The following is a 13904-nucleotide window of genomic DNA, read 5'->3' on the forward strand; positions in this document are numbered from 1 at the left end:
ATAGCATTGAATTTAGATTATTGATTCCTACAGGTTATGAATATAGGCGCGCTTTACCATTATGCAAATTTCATTATGTATTACTGTGCTGTATGTATTCAAAATAGCTATGATGTGTGGGGTTGGGTTTTGAATTGCTTATAGATTGTTGCTCTTGAGGGAGATTAATTGTAGCTGATGTTTTTCGACTATAGAGTGCTATCGTATTTATGTATGTTGGTAATAACCCGGCCACTTTATATGAAAAATCCGAATTTAGTCATTGCGGCCTAGTAATTCGATGACGACGATTACAAAATCGTGGTGATTTTTATGAATGATGTATTTCAGTGAGTTACAAAGCCTCTGCGTGCCTTTCACTTATAATGATCAAAATACTACGGTAACCCAGTGGGCAAGCAAAATTTTTGACACTAAATATAGGCATTGATCTATACCTGTATGGTTACTGTAAAGGCCAAGAAAAACGGTATAGACAACAAAAATCCCAAATTGAACACATTAGGTTAGTTAATTGGTTGTCATCAAGGATTAGAATTTTTTCTAACTAAACTTTGTTTTTCAGCGGTTTGACGATAATCTGGGTGTAAAGTCGACATGTTGTTATGTCTTTGATTGCAAAGTGAGCAAACGAATCGCAAGATGCCAGTTAATACTTGCACCATCTGTTTATCATAGATATCATCATTGGCGTTCTAAGGGAATGCGTCCGTAGCTCAGTTGGTTAGAGTACCGCCTTGACATGGCGGGGGTCGGTGATTCGAGTTCACTCGGACGCACCATTCCTTCTTTAGTTTTTATTGCATAACTATTGAGTTTGTCACAATGGTAGTAATAAGAAATTAGAACATCGCCCGCTTAGCTCAGTTGGTTAGAGTACTTGCATGACATGCAAGGTGTCACTGGTTCGAGTCCAGTAGCGGGCACCAAATTCGTTCTTTATGAACAAGCAAAAAAGCCCACCTAGTGTGGGCTTTTTTGCACCTCTCACATTTGCATAGTTATTCATTTCGTATCAGCCTCAATGGTTTTGTTTCAGCTGACTCTTGTCTGGTTAGGCACAATTAGTTCCTTTCGTGCCCATGCTGTGCCCACGTTCAATGGATACGGTTAGTTTTACAAGAACGAAATAAGTTGCCAATAAGCCCTCAGACTTCAGCTTACTTTTGGACAAAAATCATTTAGATTCAGTGCTCTAATCTACACGTTTCGCATAAGCTGAGTTTTGGCAAAGAATGGATTGCAAGTACCGAATGATGACCCTCGTTACTTCTTGGTGTCGCTCGTCTATCAATCAGTGTTGGGAGACTTTCTTCTGCATATCCGAGCAATTTACTTAATGTAGGGCGGGCTTGTTCAAAAACCAGATAAAGTGTCGGCTGTGCGACACTTATCCTTATTTGTTAATAAATTATTTTTTAACACCGTTCAAAGACTGCTATCTGGGTTGATTAATGGATTGTTGCTGCAAAATTTTCAAAGGAGTACTTTTCTAACAATGGGACACGCCCCTTCGTTAATTGTATTCGGTATTCAGGCGCACTTTTTAGGCCTTCATAACTTTTATAAATGAGTAAACCATCCTCAGAGCACCACATGTCCCCGGAAAATACGCTAATCGTAGGGCTTTCCCCTTCGACGAGGCGAACAAGAACAACCAAGAAACTAGCACTAGATTTAAATTTTGATTCAGTAATAAATTGCTGATTTTCATTAGTGATAGTCTTAACCTGAACTTCGAAAAACTTGCCACCTTTGCGCGCGATAAAGTCAATTCCTCTATCGTCTACTTCCGCTGTGTAAACTTCGAAACCGAACATGGTAAATTCCATTTTTGCAAAGTACTCACCATATGTTCCTTTTTGTTGGTTATTTAATTTTTTCCATTGATATCTCATGGTTATTCCTGTGTTAGTTTTAACTTTTCACAAACAGTGAAAATCAAATCCGCTAAATCCGAAATCGTAGCGCAATCGTAGTAACTACCAAACTCATCATCCATTGCCTCAAATGTCGCGTCGGCCGTATTGTCCACTTCTATAATGCCAACAAGGTCGGAAAAGTCGAGCATAAACATCGTCGCAATCATGATACCTTTATCTTCCATGCCGCCGACGGCATTACCATCTTCGTCTTGACCACAAAATACCCGACCGTAGGTGACGTCCTCAAACGACACACCCAGCTCTCGAGCCCATACCATGCGCTCGATATCATCGGCCAGGTCACTATCAGGTCTTATCTTGTTCTGTGGTAGTTCGAAATAATAGGCGAACAGTTCAATCAAAAATGCCGTGATCTGTTTATGGCTGGTGGTCACGGACAAATGAATAGTTGGACACTTTGCAAGTAGCAGCCGCTCTTGCCCTTCTGATAAGTCATCATCCAGCGTCTGAGGCAACACCGGTGAGGTGGGTGTTATTTTGATGAATATCGGCTTTGCTTCCTTAGTCATATTGTCCAACTTTTCTAGGGTTTTGAGTTCTTCCTGTGTTGCCTGTTGTTCTGGGTAACTCATACAGTTCCTTTTTTAATCGAGTTCTGGTTGCTTTGATTTCACTTCATCAAATTGGCAATCTGCTGTTCAATATCAGCTTTCTGTTGCAGCAATTTGGTGAGTTGGCTGTATTTATCGTCAAGTTCACTTGCACTCTGCGAGTTAAGCTGCGGAATCTGGAGTTTGCTGAGCTGTCGAGGACGGAGGCGAATCTGCGCCAGTTCGTTGACAGAAAAGTCGCGAAAGGTGTATTCAAGCAGCCTTTGCCCTGCGCGTGAGGTCAAGAAAAGAAACAGTCGTTTGCCATCCCAATGTTCATTGCCTTTGGCACGTAACACTGCAAACAGCTCGGAGCATAAATACGTGTGTTGATCTTCAATGGAATAGTAGGTGACCTTGACGGTTTTTCGCTCTGCGCTTTTGTACAGCAATACATCGCCTGGATTAACTGGGCTATAACGTTGTACTTGCAGTGCTTTTCGGCGTGTCGCTTCAATGTGCTCCAGCTCAACCAGACCAAATTTATTGACAGATTTAGGTGTGATAAGTTGAACCTCAACCTCTTCTGACGAGTTTGGCGGTAGCTCTTCAGCTTGGCTTTGTCGAGCAGGTCTCACCACGTCGAAAACGCTATCAATGTCGCTCCATTCCGAGCTCGCCGTGGAGTACTTGGATTCAATCTCTTGCTTGAGAACGTTTAGGTTATGTTCAAAACCTAATTCATGCATTTTATTACGAAAATAGCGTTGGACGAGAGGGTGCCAGGGTGCACACAGTGTTTCAATGGCATCACTGTCGGTGGCGATTTCACTGTTGGTTGGCGACTTATCTTCATTTTCAAGCAAGGCAACACACTGGCTAAAGTCATTCCAAATATTCATTAGCTGGTTAGTGCTTTTACTATTAAGGAATGCTGCCATTTCACTGCGAGACTCTTCAATTCGAAACGTCATTTTGTGTTTAAAGCGTCTGGCATCCACTCTAAATTTAACGTGAGTTTGGTTTCTAACGGAAAGCTTGCCCAACATGTCAGACTGATATAAAGGGTAATCAATAGTGAAGTTGTCCCATCTTTCGAGCGCTTGTTTAAGTCTGCTTAGGCTGGATGGAGTGATAAAGATCTTCTGGTATTGCTCTACAAAGAACATTCCCCCTAGCGGCGTCAGTTGCGTGAAGTTTGTTGTTGCGGTTGTAAATTGACCTTGAGTTAAAATATCAAGGTCAAAAAAATAGGGTAGCGTTGCAACGAGCTCTTCAAGTGCTTGCTCTAGCGTAAAGCACCCTTGCTCTTTTTGCTGAGCGATAAATTGGTCGCGTTGGTCAAACCACTCTTTGCTGAGGCTCATTTGTTAAACTCCCTGGAAGTTGTTTCGGCGTTGCGTATATTGATTGAAAATTGACTGGGCGATTTTCGCGGCACCTTGCTTTGAAGGTTCAATAGGTGAAACCGGAGAGTAATCTTCAGGCTCACTACAAATAACACGTAAATCGAGAACGGGTAGCTGGCGCTCGGCCGCTACTCTTAAAATTACTTCGTTGAATATCCCCATAGCGGTTTTCTCAGCGTTAGATAGCGTTGGCACACCGTCATAAATCGTACAAATGGTGAGCTTAGGGAATTTAGAAAGAGTTTTAGTTAGCATTTGCTGGTAGTTCTGACGAAATTGTTCTCGTACTTGGTGAAGTGAATCTAATGCATTGCCAATGCTGTTCGCATCAATCTCAAGTAAACCTGAAGCGGCATAACCGAGTAAGTCATTACCGCCACAAGAGAGAAAGGCAGGTTGAAAATTGAAATACCGACTTTCCTTAGCTCGTTCTATCTGGCTTGGAAGGTTGGCTATAACGTGCCCATCGACAGCAAGCAGTTCGACTTGCGTGGTAGTAGAGTTGATACCCGCTGGCTTTTCCGCAGCTTCAGCCTGGATTAAGCTTGTCAATTGTTCAGAAACTGACTCTCCAGCCTTTACATACGGCGCATTGTCAAAAATCGAATCCCCTAATAAGACGATTTGATTAGGTAAGTATTGCGCTGTTGGCTCACTAATTTCTATTTTCATAATTTGTACCGGTCATCGAACTGTGTACTTACCGTACTTGTTTTAACGCTAGTGCGTAAGTGTCGCAAAATGGTACATGCTTCATTTTGACAGCGTATTAAAGGCGTTTTAGTAGCCCTCGTTCTTGCAGTAAACGGGAGAGCTCTTCACGATTTTTAATCCAGACTTGCTGGTGCCCTGGCTCTGTTTGCACGTGATTGAGGCTTAGCCCTAGACCATGAATGAGGTAGTTTACCTGTGACAACCTGCTTGGTATGACAAGCTCCCCGTCGCACATCCCGTAATCTCTCTCTATTAGAGACACTTGATGGTTATTAAGTCGAGGATTGGCTTGTAGTATAAGATTAATGGGTGTGTTCCAATCACTGTCTTCTTCTATTGGATTGGGGGAAGCATCGAGAATGTCAGGTTCACCAATAAAGCGACTTAACACGAAATCACGATAGGCTCTGTTTTTTTCACAGTACGCTCGAACATGCCAGCGCAGAGGGGTCTCTACCAATGAGTGGGGGGCGATAACTCGAGCCTCTGGTTCTGTCGAACTCATCGACAAATATTCAATTTCTAATCTCCGTCCTTTGCTGATTGCTCTCACGAGTGTGCGCATTATAACGGGGTCAATCGCCCGTGTAGGAGGCATCACTGAGGTAACTTCCCGAAACCCAAGTGCGGAATGATTGTTTTTGGACACGAGACGTTCATTAAGTGCTAATAGGTTAAGGTACTCGTCGACACTACCCCGAGTAAAGAGTGGTTGAAAGTTCTTTGATGCGGTATAGCCAGCATTTTGCATGTCATATTCGAGGTTGCTAGGAGCATGTTCAACCTTGTAGGTGTTAATTTCTCTAGAGGCTTGTTGCCTCCCAATGTCGAAACAGCTGCACAAGTGTTTTGTGGTCACTCGACCTTCCCAATAGGCGATGATTTCTATGACTTGGAAGCGTAGTAGTGTCTTTTTGTTTATTTTTGTTGTTAGGGTTTGTGCTTGCTCGATCATTAAACTACTCAAATGGTAAAGGTTAGGTGGTTAGTCGATAACAGGGTAAATAGAGTCGCCCCAAAGTTCATTGGGGTGGTTCATCATAATCTCGATGAGAAGTGGGATAACTTTTGCCATGATAGCTGTGCAGTCAGCGATTTGTTGACGGTTTACTTTTCCGTTCCAAGTAGCGCCTCCATGCAGAAGTTGATTTCTTAGCGTGTATAGGCGACTAAATACTATCGATAACACAATCTCGGTTTGCTCACTCGCGAGTGCTAAATGACTGGCGTGAATAGATTTTGTGCGCAGTTGCTTCCACTCATCTTGGCTAACGGTACCGTTTTGGGCATCCCAATAGGATTCAAAGATAAACTCATTATTGAGAACCACACGTATCGTGTTGGTATATTCCTGCCATACAAATTCAGCCAGTTGACCCTCATTGTCTAGAGAGACAATCTTTGAAAGGAATTGCTGAAACTTACCTCGCTCGCTCATTAATATTGAACGGTCAATGTGTTGAGCATAGGCTGCGTTAAAGGCGATCCAGTAGAAGATAAATTGGCTGTCTAAATCGCCCGATTGTTCGGCTTTGTTGAGCCAACTTAGTGCTCGATGGACACGAACCGCCAATGATCTTGTGTGTTGATCTCTGACTTCTCTGTGTTTCGATTTTAGCCTTTCGTAGTGCATACCAATCCTTTGATAATGCCTGTAGGGTTGATTTTCTAGAATGCAACAAAATGAGTAAGCGGTGTTAAGAGGTGGATCAAGAAACGGACGATTGATGTATCAAATATTGGCATGTACCAAAATGGGACACTTATGTAAGTGATAGGGATCAGATAGGATAGTCGTTGAATTTATCGGGAAGAGGGTTCCATTTGAGTCGTTCAGAAAATCACGAAGGTAATAAGCAACTTATATTAGATAAAGCAAAAGGTGCAATGACGGGTTTGGCTATGGGAGATGCGCTAGGCACAACACTGGAGTTTTGTCCCAAAGATAGCTATTCGCCACTAACAGATATAGTAGGTGGTGGCCCATTTCACTTAAAGGCAGGTCAATGGACTGATGATACTTCGATGATGTTGTGTTTGGCAGACAGTCTTTTGGCTGTGGGTAACCAAAACGCTGAAGACCAAATGGAACGTTACACGGCTTGGTGGAAATTTGGAGAAAACTCGGTCACTGGTCAATGTTTCGATATCGGCAATACAGTTCTTGACGCTTTAACCTCTTTCGAATCTACGAACGTTGCTATTGCAGGTTCAGCTGATGAATGGAGTGCTGGAAATGGCAGCTTGATGCGCTTAGCCCCCATACCTATTTTCTATTCTTCTTTCCGGTCAGTCGGCGAAGATGACGCTGTTAAAGCGGCAAGGCATAGTTCCGTTACCACTCATGCGGAGAAAAGAGCTGTTGAGTCCTGTGAAATTATGGCTTGGCTAATGTATCGAATATTTGATGACCTGAAAGGTACGTTAAGTAAAGCCGAATTATTCGCCCAACTGGAAAACTATTGGGGTAGCGCAGACATTCACAATGATTTACGTGAGATAGTGAATGGTTCATTTATAACTAAGACAAGGCAACAAATTGAGGGGAGTGGATTTGTTGTTAAGTCGCTCGAGGCGGCATTGTGGTCTTTTGCTCATAGCAGCAGTTTTGAGCAAGGAGCACTATTAGCGGCAAATTTGGGCGCTGATGCAGATACGACGGCTGCAATCTACGGGCAACTCGCTGGCGCATTCTATGGATATAGCCAATTGCCAAAGTTATGGCTTGAGAAACTAGCTTGGCGAGAGCATATTGAAGAGCAAGCAACATTGCTGGCAATGCTTCCTACGTTTGAAGATCTTGCTTCAATGCTCAACCAGATAACGAGTATGCCTGAAAGCTCATTGCAAGAGTCTATCTATCCGCTGTTGTATGACTATGGCTGTATCTTGGTTGATTACCGTTGGATGGATTTTCCCAATCGAGCGCTGATCGCGACTGATCTCAGGGCCCCTGTTGCAGAGAGTTATCAAAAACAGCAGTTTCTTGAGCGCATGAGCTATGTTGAGGGCTTTCAAGTGATCACAACCATCATTAGAGGCGACAGATTTAATGATGGTTTATGGCAAAAATTTGTAGACGATGGTTCACTATACGTCTGGCTAGAACGAATGACACAATTCGCAAATAATAATGAAAATATTAGAGGTTAAAATGGAACAACAGGTTCAAAGTTTGTATGCCAATATCACGTTAAACGATGTTCAGTTGGCCGCAATTTACTATCCAATTTTAGTGGATCTTGCTCGTCATAAGCATTGCCTGACTTATGGTGAGCTGGTTAAGCGAGCTAAAGAATCACATCCTGATGCTGAATACGTGCAACGTGCGATACCCGTGTCGGCTGGTCGCAAGCTTGACGTTGTACGATTGTTTACCTCTGAGCGCGGCTTACCTGATGTGACATCCCTTATTATCAATAAGACTGCGGGTGAATGCGGTAATGGCGTTACTGAGTACTTCGATCCCGTTAAGTTAAGAGACGAAGTGTTTGCTTATGACTGGTCTTCAGTCTCTGACGATTTTGATATGTACATTGAAACGGCGGAACAAAAGGCTACCCCTCCCGTTAGGCTTTCACGTGCTGATGCAATGACAATGACGTTGGACTTTTTTAAAGCCAACAAAGCAAGTCTTCCGAAAGCTACTTCCCAACATAGAGACGACATCATCAACTTGATCCTTGATGGGTATAAAACTGAAGAGGCGTTTAAGTTGGTTGGTGATAGCCTATAAATTGGCTTTTATTGGCGAGGTGAGATGAATCAATCAGATAGTTTTGGGGGAAATACGATGACGAACGAAAACTTAACGGCGTGTCTTGCGAAGCAGTTTTGTGATGGGTTGTGGGATAGCTACACCAAAAAGTATCCCGATTTCCTCAATCGTATAAGTCCCATATTTGTGCATTTGGCGATTTATCAGCACCTCGTTAGCCAGCGCTCTATCATTGGCAGTAAAGGGCGACAACGTCAGCAAGAGTTAGTCGAATCGTTTGAGCAGTGGTATGAGGGAATAGAGCATGCTCGTGCCATTGATTGGATTGACCTAAATCTCGCAGCGCTAGATACAATTCAGGGCAATACAGGCGACTATAGCTATGGCTTTGATGCGGCGGGGGGCTTTATTCGTGATGATGGTACAGAACAGGCCTGGGAAAGCAGTATTAACCACCAGCTTTTTCAGGCATTGCCAATAGTATCTTCAATTGTTGACGCCAATAACCATAATAAAGAGATCGTTAGGCAAATTGAGAATCTGTTATCAGCTCTTGTACCTTTTCCAATTACCACTCCGATACCTGGCGAGCTAGAATTGTTGTCGCTAATGGTCGATGATATTTCACGCTTGTTGATTGGTAAACCACATGATGCGGGCAAAGCGCATGCTTTAGATGGCTATTTATATCTATTTCAAAGTGCGGTACTCGGGAGCCATAGAACCAAACAAGAATGTGTCCAGCTCGCGATTTCGATTCATGAAAGAGTTACGAATATTCAAAACGAGGGGAGTGTGCCTCGGCTCATTGATTCATTCTGGCAAATGGGTTTTGGTTACTCTGATGAGTTAGTTAAAGACTACAACCAACTGGTTGTAATGTTGGATAGCCAGGTGTGCACCGTGCATAGAGAGGATATCGATGATGGCTTTGAGCTGAGTGTTTGGCGCTATCCGTTTAAGGAACAAACGCAGCAAAAGATTATTCTAAGAGGTGACGGAAAGTTTAAGCTAATGGGCGAAAAGCCGCTCATTTTTGATGATCCTCGTATGGTTGTAGATCTCTTGATGAGTATGGCATCACGTGACAGTTATTAAGATCGTCTGGAGAGTAATAGTCCCACTTGTTCGGGGAGTATGTCTCGTGATATCGCCACTGTTACTTCGCTATATCAGGAGAATCAATAGAAAACATATTCCACTCGCCAACTCATGCCAGGAAGTTGTCCCTTTCTTGTCGGTTTACTTCAGTAATGAATTGTTGGCCAAAACGAAGGTGATTTATGTCAAGGAAGTGCCAAAATTACTGCCTTCGGGGTTGTTATTTGGCAAGGCGGCAGGGATTGCCCTTGAAGACACCGTCTACGTGAAAGAAGAATATAGATATAGCTGGCACCTCCACTTTCACGAACTTGTTCATACTCAGCAATGGCAACGGTTAGGGTCGATTGAGTTTTTGTCTCAGTATATCGTTGAGGCATTGACTCGTGGGTATCGTTGCAACAATTTTGAAGTGGAAGCCTTCGAGCTTGAAGAGCGGTTTAAACGTAATGATGTTTTTAGGATTTGTTGACCTTTGCGGCTTTGTTAATGATCAAATCAAGCGACCCGATATAGATCTTGCCGTTTGGGAATGTGATTTTGTAGATAACCTTGCTATTACTATCCATATTGACCTTCAACTAAACTGTTTATTCATAATCTTTTAACATTAGAAAATGTTGGTCAATATGAACATCGTCGTTTAGAGAAGAGTATCGACTCTAAACGGTTTTGGGGCAAAACTAAGTTAGCGACTAGCTGTATTCAATAAACTAGCAGCAACTGTGCTTTTAGAGCAGGGGCCTATTCCAAACAATAGATCATCTGGAAGGGGAAATTGAAGTGGGATAGTTGAGAGATCGCTATGATCTAGATACATATCTAACTTGGCTCTTATTCTGGTATGTACTCTATAAGCTCTTCGATCTTGCATTCGAAGAATTTACACAATTCATTCAAAGTGGTCGTTGTGGTTGTATAACCTTTGTTATTAGCAAGCTTTGACATCGCGGAGCTTTGAACTCCAACGGCTTCGGCAACTTCAGATAAAGTAATCTTACGTTTTTCGCGTAACGATTTAACCTCTAATAATTCTTTTATCTTATATCTAATCATTTCTATATAATTATTTGGTATATAAATCGTCTTGATGGGACGAATTAATGGCTCTATAGTTTGTCTTGTCAGGACGAAAGTTATTCTTGGCTAGCAAATAAGGAGGTCATTATGGACCAAACATTATTGACTGCAAAAGAGCTCGCAAGTCGTATCAAATTTAGCGCCAACTATATTAACGCGACATTGCGAGACTCTCTTTTCATCGAAGGTAAGCATTACATCCGACCTTTCAATGGTCGCAAAATTCTCTACATTTGGGAAGCAATTGAGCGGGATTTGTATCAATCTGCATCTCGAAATCAAAATATAATTCCAATGGCAGGAGGGCGTATCTGTTATGGGTAAAGTACGAGAACGAAATGGAAAACTATTTCTGGATTTTAGGTACAACGATATCCGATGCAGAGAACAGACTGCCTTACCTAATACCATTCAGAATACCAGGAAGTTGCAAAAGCTGCTTAATCAGATAGATGCAGACATAAGACTGGGGTCTTTCGTCTATAGAGATTACTTTCCAAGCTCAAGTAGATCTGCTCGATTTCTTGAGGAGGACTGTAAGGCCGAAAAGGTAAAGCAAGAAATGTTGGGGAGTTATAAAAGTGCAATACACGAAGCACAAGGTACTTCTCTTATTTCATTAGAAGACTTTGCCGCTGAGTGGTACGAAGAAAACGAAAGTCGATGGAAAGAAAGCTATAAGGAGAGTATTCGTTTATACCTTTACAGATACCTTGTTCCACACTTTGGAAGTACTTCTATTGATCAGATCTCTAGGCCAGATATTTTGAAGTTCAGAGCCGAATTAGCTAAACCAAAATCGGGTAAAAAACTATCAGCAGAGTTTATTAATCACGTGATGACGCCATTAAGGATGATGCTGTCAGAAGCTGCAGATCGTTATGAATTTAGAACTCCGTTTGAAAACATTAAAGCGTTGAGAATTGATAGAAGAGACGTTCAGCCGTTTAGTATTGAGGAAGTAATGCATTTTCTCGATAAAATTAGGGATGATTACAAGACGTATTTCACCACACGCTTCTTTACTGGTATGCGGACTTCAGAGATTGATGGTTTGAAGTGGCAATACGTGGATTTCAATTTGAAGACAATTTCTGTTCGTGAAACTTATGTACATGGGAGGATGGATACAGTTAAGACGACAGGTTCTGCTAGAGATATTCAAATGAACTCTCATGTTTATGAGGCTTTGGAAAAGCAATTCAAGTTAACAGGGGAAGGAGAGTTCGTCTTTACAAATGCTTCAGGGAACCCTTTGGACAAAGGGAATGTCCGTGACCGAATTTGGAAGCCTGCGTTAAAAGAGATGGGGTTGAAGTATCGTCGCCCATACGAAACGCGCCATACTTATGCCACTCTGATGCTTGCCGCTGGTGAAGCCCCTGAGTGGATAGCTAGGCAAATGGGGCATACGACGACCAAGATGCTTTTTCAGACATACAGCCGTTTCGTACCTAATTTAACGCGGAATGATGGAAGTGCATTTGAACGTCTATTGAAAAAAGCTAATAGTGGTGGGTTAGGAGGTGATAAATGAAGTATTCTCCTTTGACAATCCATTGCACTAGTTTGTGCTTCGATGTGATTCAAGGGCAACATTTCAAAGCCATGTCACATCAGGATATCGATGAAAGCTATCAAGAAGTCTATTGTTTGGTAAGAGAAAGAACGTCATTACACCCAATGCATTATGTAAGAGAGCATAAGTTTGTGAGTGAGGTGGCGGAAGTTGTAGTAACGGTGCTTCATCACTGCTTGAATGAGCCTATAAAGCGGGATTCTGATTGGGTACTTGAAGTTATTGAAGCATCAATTGATAAGTCAATAAAACGATATGTAAATTGAATGCTTAGCTTTATTGCTCATAGCTCCTAGAAAGTCGATGTTCGCTCGAATCTAGGGGCTAAAATATTATTGTTACTTCTGCACGAATGTTCGTTGCGGTTGTCACTAAAAATAAATGAGATTTAAAAGGGGTTAATATGCTTAAAGTTGGAGTGATCGATTATATAACGACAGGAGAAGGTCGACATATCTATATAAAAACCGGAACTGAAGACTCTATCCGAAGCAACGTTGGAGATTGGCTTTATCAAGGTGCAGACGTATATTCTATCGAAGAATGGTTGGAAATTGATAGAGCCTATGATTCCAGTAATGAGCGAAACTCAGGTGTAGTTATTCTTAAAACGTATGCTCCTGCGTTATGGGATGCGATGGTAAAAGGTTTAGTTATGGACATTGAATACCACGATAATCAAAGCTAACTAAGGCTTCGCTTTAGCTACATTCATGAACCTCATCTTGGTAGATACGTTTTTCACAAGCTTATAAACCTCATTTCGAAACCCCTTTCTAATATTATGCTTCTCAACGAAATGACTTAAATTGAGAGGCCTATCATGTGCAAACTATCTAGCTACAGCAAATACCAAAAGCGTGTAATCAAGTTCTTAAATGACCAACTTGGTACCGATACGCCTTTCACTTATGAAAGAACCCAAACAAATCACTTAAAAGTACTTATTGATGGTGTGCCTAAGCCTATTTTTACTGGGTCGACGCCATCTGATTTTAAATCCATTAATAATTTCATGGCTGAAGTCAAGCGTGAAATTAGAGCGAGTAAAGTTGAAGAGGATGATTGCAAACCGACTCCTCAATTACCAAATCCGATAGTGGTATCTAACGATAAGCTAATACAGGGGTGCATCAAATCGCTGCGCACACGCTTGCCTGTTTTGAAGTCTCAAGAAGAAACTCGTGTTTTAGAGACTCATGAGTTAGAGGATATCAACTCGAATCGCTTAGATGCGGTAAAACATTCTATCTCATTCGCACTACAGGCTCGTAAAGACGGTGTTTACATAAAGCGAAATGAAATGAAAGAGCTTGAGCAAGCAATTCTAAAGCATTTAAATTTCATGCTGCCAACAATGGCTTATTACGCTGAACTTCTCGTTAATAAAAACAAGTGTAACCAGAAGAGTCTTGAACCTTTACCTGCAGAAACCGTGATGAACGAGTCTGATGTTCGAGAGTTTCGAGCTACGACTGTCGTGAGCATAGATTCTCCGTCGAGAGAGAGGGAGAAAGAAGAAAGCCTAACCACTTCTAAAGAAGCAAAAAAGCAGAACATTGCTCATTCAGCTAAACAAACCAAAGATTCCGCCTTAGAGTTGATGACAATGTCAGCGGATAATCGAGTGAGTTTGCTACGAAATCTGACCAAAGCGCAGGCACTAACACTCATTGATGACTTAAACTATGCGTTAGCTTTGAACCGCGAACAAGATATTGAAGCCGTTGTTGAGTTAATCCGTGAAAAAGACCTGCCTTTAGAAGCCATCATTTCTCGTTTAGAGGCCGCTTAAGGTGAAAAAAATTAACCCGCTATCGTTTAACA

General features: G+C 42.0%; 16 protein-coding genes and 2 tRNA genes. 11 read left to right on the forward strand and 7 right to left on the reverse strand.

Annotated elements, in window-relative coordinates; translation table 11 throughout:
* The first annotated feature begins 705 nt into the window (after positions 1-705).
* A tRNA-Val gene (locus AB4351_RS00930) sits at positions 706-782 on the forward strand.
* A gap of 70 nt (positions 783-852) precedes the next feature.
* Positions 853-929 (forward strand) — tRNA-Val (locus AB4351_RS00935).
* A 522-nt stretch (positions 930-1451) separates the two neighbouring features.
* Here the strand turns inward: AB4351_RS00935 and AB4351_RS00940 are convergent.
* The 6 genes from AB4351_RS00940 to AB4351_RS00965 form a co-directional block, all read right to left on the reverse strand.
* A complete protein-coding gene (locus AB4351_RS00940) occupies positions 1452-1898 on the reverse strand; it encodes a hypothetical protein (RefSeq protein ID WP_372124800.1) in 447 nt (148 codons plus the stop codon).
* Positions 1899-1900: 2 nt separating this feature from the next.
* Positions 1901-2518 (reverse strand): hypothetical protein, encoded by a 618-nt coding sequence (locus tag AB4351_RS00945; protein ID WP_372124802.1) that lies wholly within the window; start codon positions 2516-2518, stop codon positions 1901-1903.
* 38 nt (positions 2519-2556) lie between these two features.
* Entirely contained in the window at positions 2557-3843 is a 1287-nt protein-coding gene (locus AB4351_RS00950) for a hypothetical protein (protein WP_372124803.1), read from the reverse strand.
* A 3-nt stretch (positions 3844-3846) separates the two neighbouring features.
* Positions 3847-4557 carry an SGNH/GDSL hydrolase family protein gene (locus tag AB4351_RS00955; RefSeq protein ID WP_372124805.1) on the reverse strand — a complete coding sequence of 237 codons (711 nt, stop codon included), beginning with the start codon at positions 4555-4557 and terminating at the stop codon, positions 3847-3849.
* Positions 4558-4654: 97 nt separating this feature from the next.
* Entirely contained in the window at positions 4655-5554 is a 900-nt protein-coding gene (locus AB4351_RS00960) for a helix-turn-helix transcriptional regulator (protein WP_372124807.1), read from the reverse strand.
* Positions 5555-5584: 30 nt separating this feature from the next.
* Positions 5585-6232 (reverse strand): HEPN domain-containing protein, encoded by a 648-nt coding sequence (locus AB4351_RS00965; protein ID WP_136979603.1) that lies wholly within the window; start codon positions 6230-6232, stop codon positions 5585-5587.
* Positions 6233-6423: 191 nt separating this feature from the next.
* On the opposite strand from AB4351_RS00965, the gene AB4351_RS00970 reads away from it, so the two are divergent.
* Genes AB4351_RS00970 through AB4351_RS00985 form a run of 4 tightly spaced genes read left to right on the forward strand, consistent with a single transcriptional unit; the run spans position 6424 to position 9890 of the window.
* A complete protein-coding gene (locus tag AB4351_RS00970) occupies positions 6424-7752 on the forward strand; it encodes an ADP-ribosylglycohydrolase family protein (protein ID WP_372084390.1) in 1329 nt (442 codons plus the stop codon).
* A gap of 1 nt (position 7753) precedes the next feature.
* Positions 7754-8335, forward strand: coding sequence for a hypothetical protein (locus AB4351_RS00975; protein WP_372124808.1), 582 nt, complete (start codon positions 7754-7756; stop codon positions 8333-8335).
* A gap of 24 nt (positions 8336-8359) precedes the next feature.
* On the forward strand, positions 8360-9415 hold the full coding sequence (locus tag AB4351_RS00980) for a hypothetical protein (protein WP_372124810.1): 1056 nt from the start codon (positions 8360-8362) through the stop codon (positions 9413-9415).
* Positions 9416-9461: 46 nt separating this feature from the next.
* A complete protein-coding gene (locus AB4351_RS00985; protein WP_372124813.1) occupies positions 9462-9890 on the forward strand; it encodes a hypothetical protein in 429 nt (142 codons plus the stop codon).
* A gap of 362 nt (positions 9891-10252) precedes the next feature.
* Here AB4351_RS00985 and AB4351_RS00990 read toward each other — a convergent pair whose 3' ends face one another.
* Positions 10253-10474 (reverse strand): helix-turn-helix transcriptional regulator, encoded by a 222-nt coding sequence (locus tag AB4351_RS00990; protein WP_017070422.1) that lies wholly within the window; start codon positions 10472-10474, stop codon positions 10253-10255.
* A 111-nt stretch (positions 10475-10585) separates the two neighbouring features.
* On the opposite strand from AB4351_RS00990, the gene AB4351_RS00995 reads away from it, so the two are divergent.
* The 5 genes from AB4351_RS00995 (at position 10586) to AB4351_RS01015 (ending at position 13872) form a co-directional block, all read left to right on the forward strand.
* Positions 10586-10822 (forward strand): hypothetical protein, encoded by a 237-nt coding sequence (locus tag AB4351_RS00995; RefSeq protein ID WP_017070423.1) that lies wholly within the window; start codon positions 10586-10588, stop codon positions 10820-10822.
* Complete coding sequence (locus AB4351_RS01000) at positions 10815-12035, forward strand: Arm DNA-binding domain-containing protein (RefSeq protein ID WP_372124814.1); 1221 nt, start codon at positions 10815-10817, stop codon at positions 12033-12035. Before AB4351_RS00995 ends, AB4351_RS01000 begins: the two co-directional genes overlap by 8 nt.
* A complete protein-coding gene (locus AB4351_RS01005) occupies positions 12032-12343 on the forward strand; it encodes a hypothetical protein (protein WP_061018163.1) in 312 nt (103 codons plus the stop codon). The genes AB4351_RS01000 and AB4351_RS01005 overlap by 4 nt, the downstream gene beginning before the upstream one ends.
* A gap of 137 nt (positions 12344-12480) precedes the next feature.
* Positions 12481-12765 carry a hypothetical protein gene (locus AB4351_RS01010; RefSeq protein ID WP_372124815.1) on the forward strand — a complete coding sequence of 95 codons (285 nt, stop codon included), beginning with the start codon at positions 12481-12483 and terminating at the stop codon, positions 12763-12765.
* A gap of 135 nt (positions 12766-12900) precedes the next feature.
* Positions 12901-13872, forward strand: a complete 972-nt coding sequence (locus tag AB4351_RS01015) for a hypothetical protein (protein ID WP_372112797.1) — start codon at positions 12901-12903, stop codon at positions 13870-13872.
* Positions 13873-13904 lie beyond the last annotated feature (32 nt).

The organism is Vibrio sp. 10N.261.51.F11 (assembly GCF_041471665.1).
GTDB lineage: Bacteria > Pseudomonadota > Gammaproteobacteria > Enterobacterales > Vibrionaceae > Vibrio > Vibrio crassostreae_C.

What these genes read in the sequence shown, in the direction of transcription:
- AB4351_RS00940 (WP_372124800.1), bottom strand. Translation starts at nt 1,898, where the DNA reads ATGAGATATCAATGGAAAAAATTAAATAACCAACAAAAAGGAACATAT.
- AB4351_RS00945 (WP_372124802.1), bottom strand. Translation starts at nt 2,518, where the DNA reads ATGAGTTACCCAGAACAACAGGCAACACAGGAAGAACTCAAAACCCTA.
- AB4351_RS00950 (WP_372124803.1), bottom strand. Translation starts at nt 3,843, where the DNA reads ATGAGCCTCAGCAAAGAGTGGTTTGACCAACGCGACCAATTTATCGCT.
- AB4351_RS00955 (WP_372124805.1), bottom strand. Translation starts at nt 4,557, where the DNA reads ATGAAAATAGAAATTAGTGAGCCAACAGCGCAATACTTACCTAATCAA.
- AB4351_RS00960 (WP_372124807.1), bottom strand. Translation starts at nt 5,554, where the DNA reads ATGATCGAGCAAGCACAAACCCTAACAACAAAAATAAACAAAAAGACA.
- AB4351_RS00965 (WP_136979603.1), bottom strand. Translation starts at nt 6,232, where the DNA reads ATGCACTACGAAAGGCTAAAATCGAAACACAGAGAAGTCAGAGATCAA.
- AB4351_RS00975 (WP_372124808.1), top strand. Translation starts at nt 7,754, where the DNA reads ATGGAACAACAGGTTCAAAGTTTGTATGCCAATATCACGTTAAACGAT.
- AB4351_RS00980 (WP_372124810.1), top strand. Translation starts at nt 8,360, where the DNA reads ATGAATCAATCAGATAGTTTTGGGGGAAATACGATGACGAACGAAAAC.
- AB4351_RS00990 (WP_017070422.1), bottom strand. Translation starts at nt 10,474, where the DNA reads ATGATTAGATATAAGATAAAAGAATTATTAGAGGTTAAATCGTTACGC.
- AB4351_RS00995 (WP_017070423.1), top strand. Translation starts at nt 10,586, where the DNA reads ATGGACCAAACATTATTGACTGCAAAAGAGCTCGCAAGTCGTATCAAA.
- AB4351_RS01000 (WP_372124814.1), top strand. Translation starts at nt 10,815, where the DNA reads ATGGGTAAAGTACGAGAACGAAATGGAAAACTATTTCTGGATTTTAGG.
- AB4351_RS01005 (WP_061018163.1), top strand. Translation starts at nt 12,032, where the DNA reads ATGAAGTATTCTCCTTTGACAATCCATTGCACTAGTTTGTGCTTCGAT.
- AB4351_RS01010 (WP_372124815.1), top strand. Translation starts at nt 12,481, where the DNA reads ATGCTTAAAGTTGGAGTGATCGATTATATAACGACAGGAGAAGGTCGA.
- AB4351_RS01015 (WP_372112797.1), top strand. Translation starts at nt 12,901, where the DNA reads ATGTGCAAACTATCTAGCTACAGCAAATACCAAAAGCGTGTAATCAAG.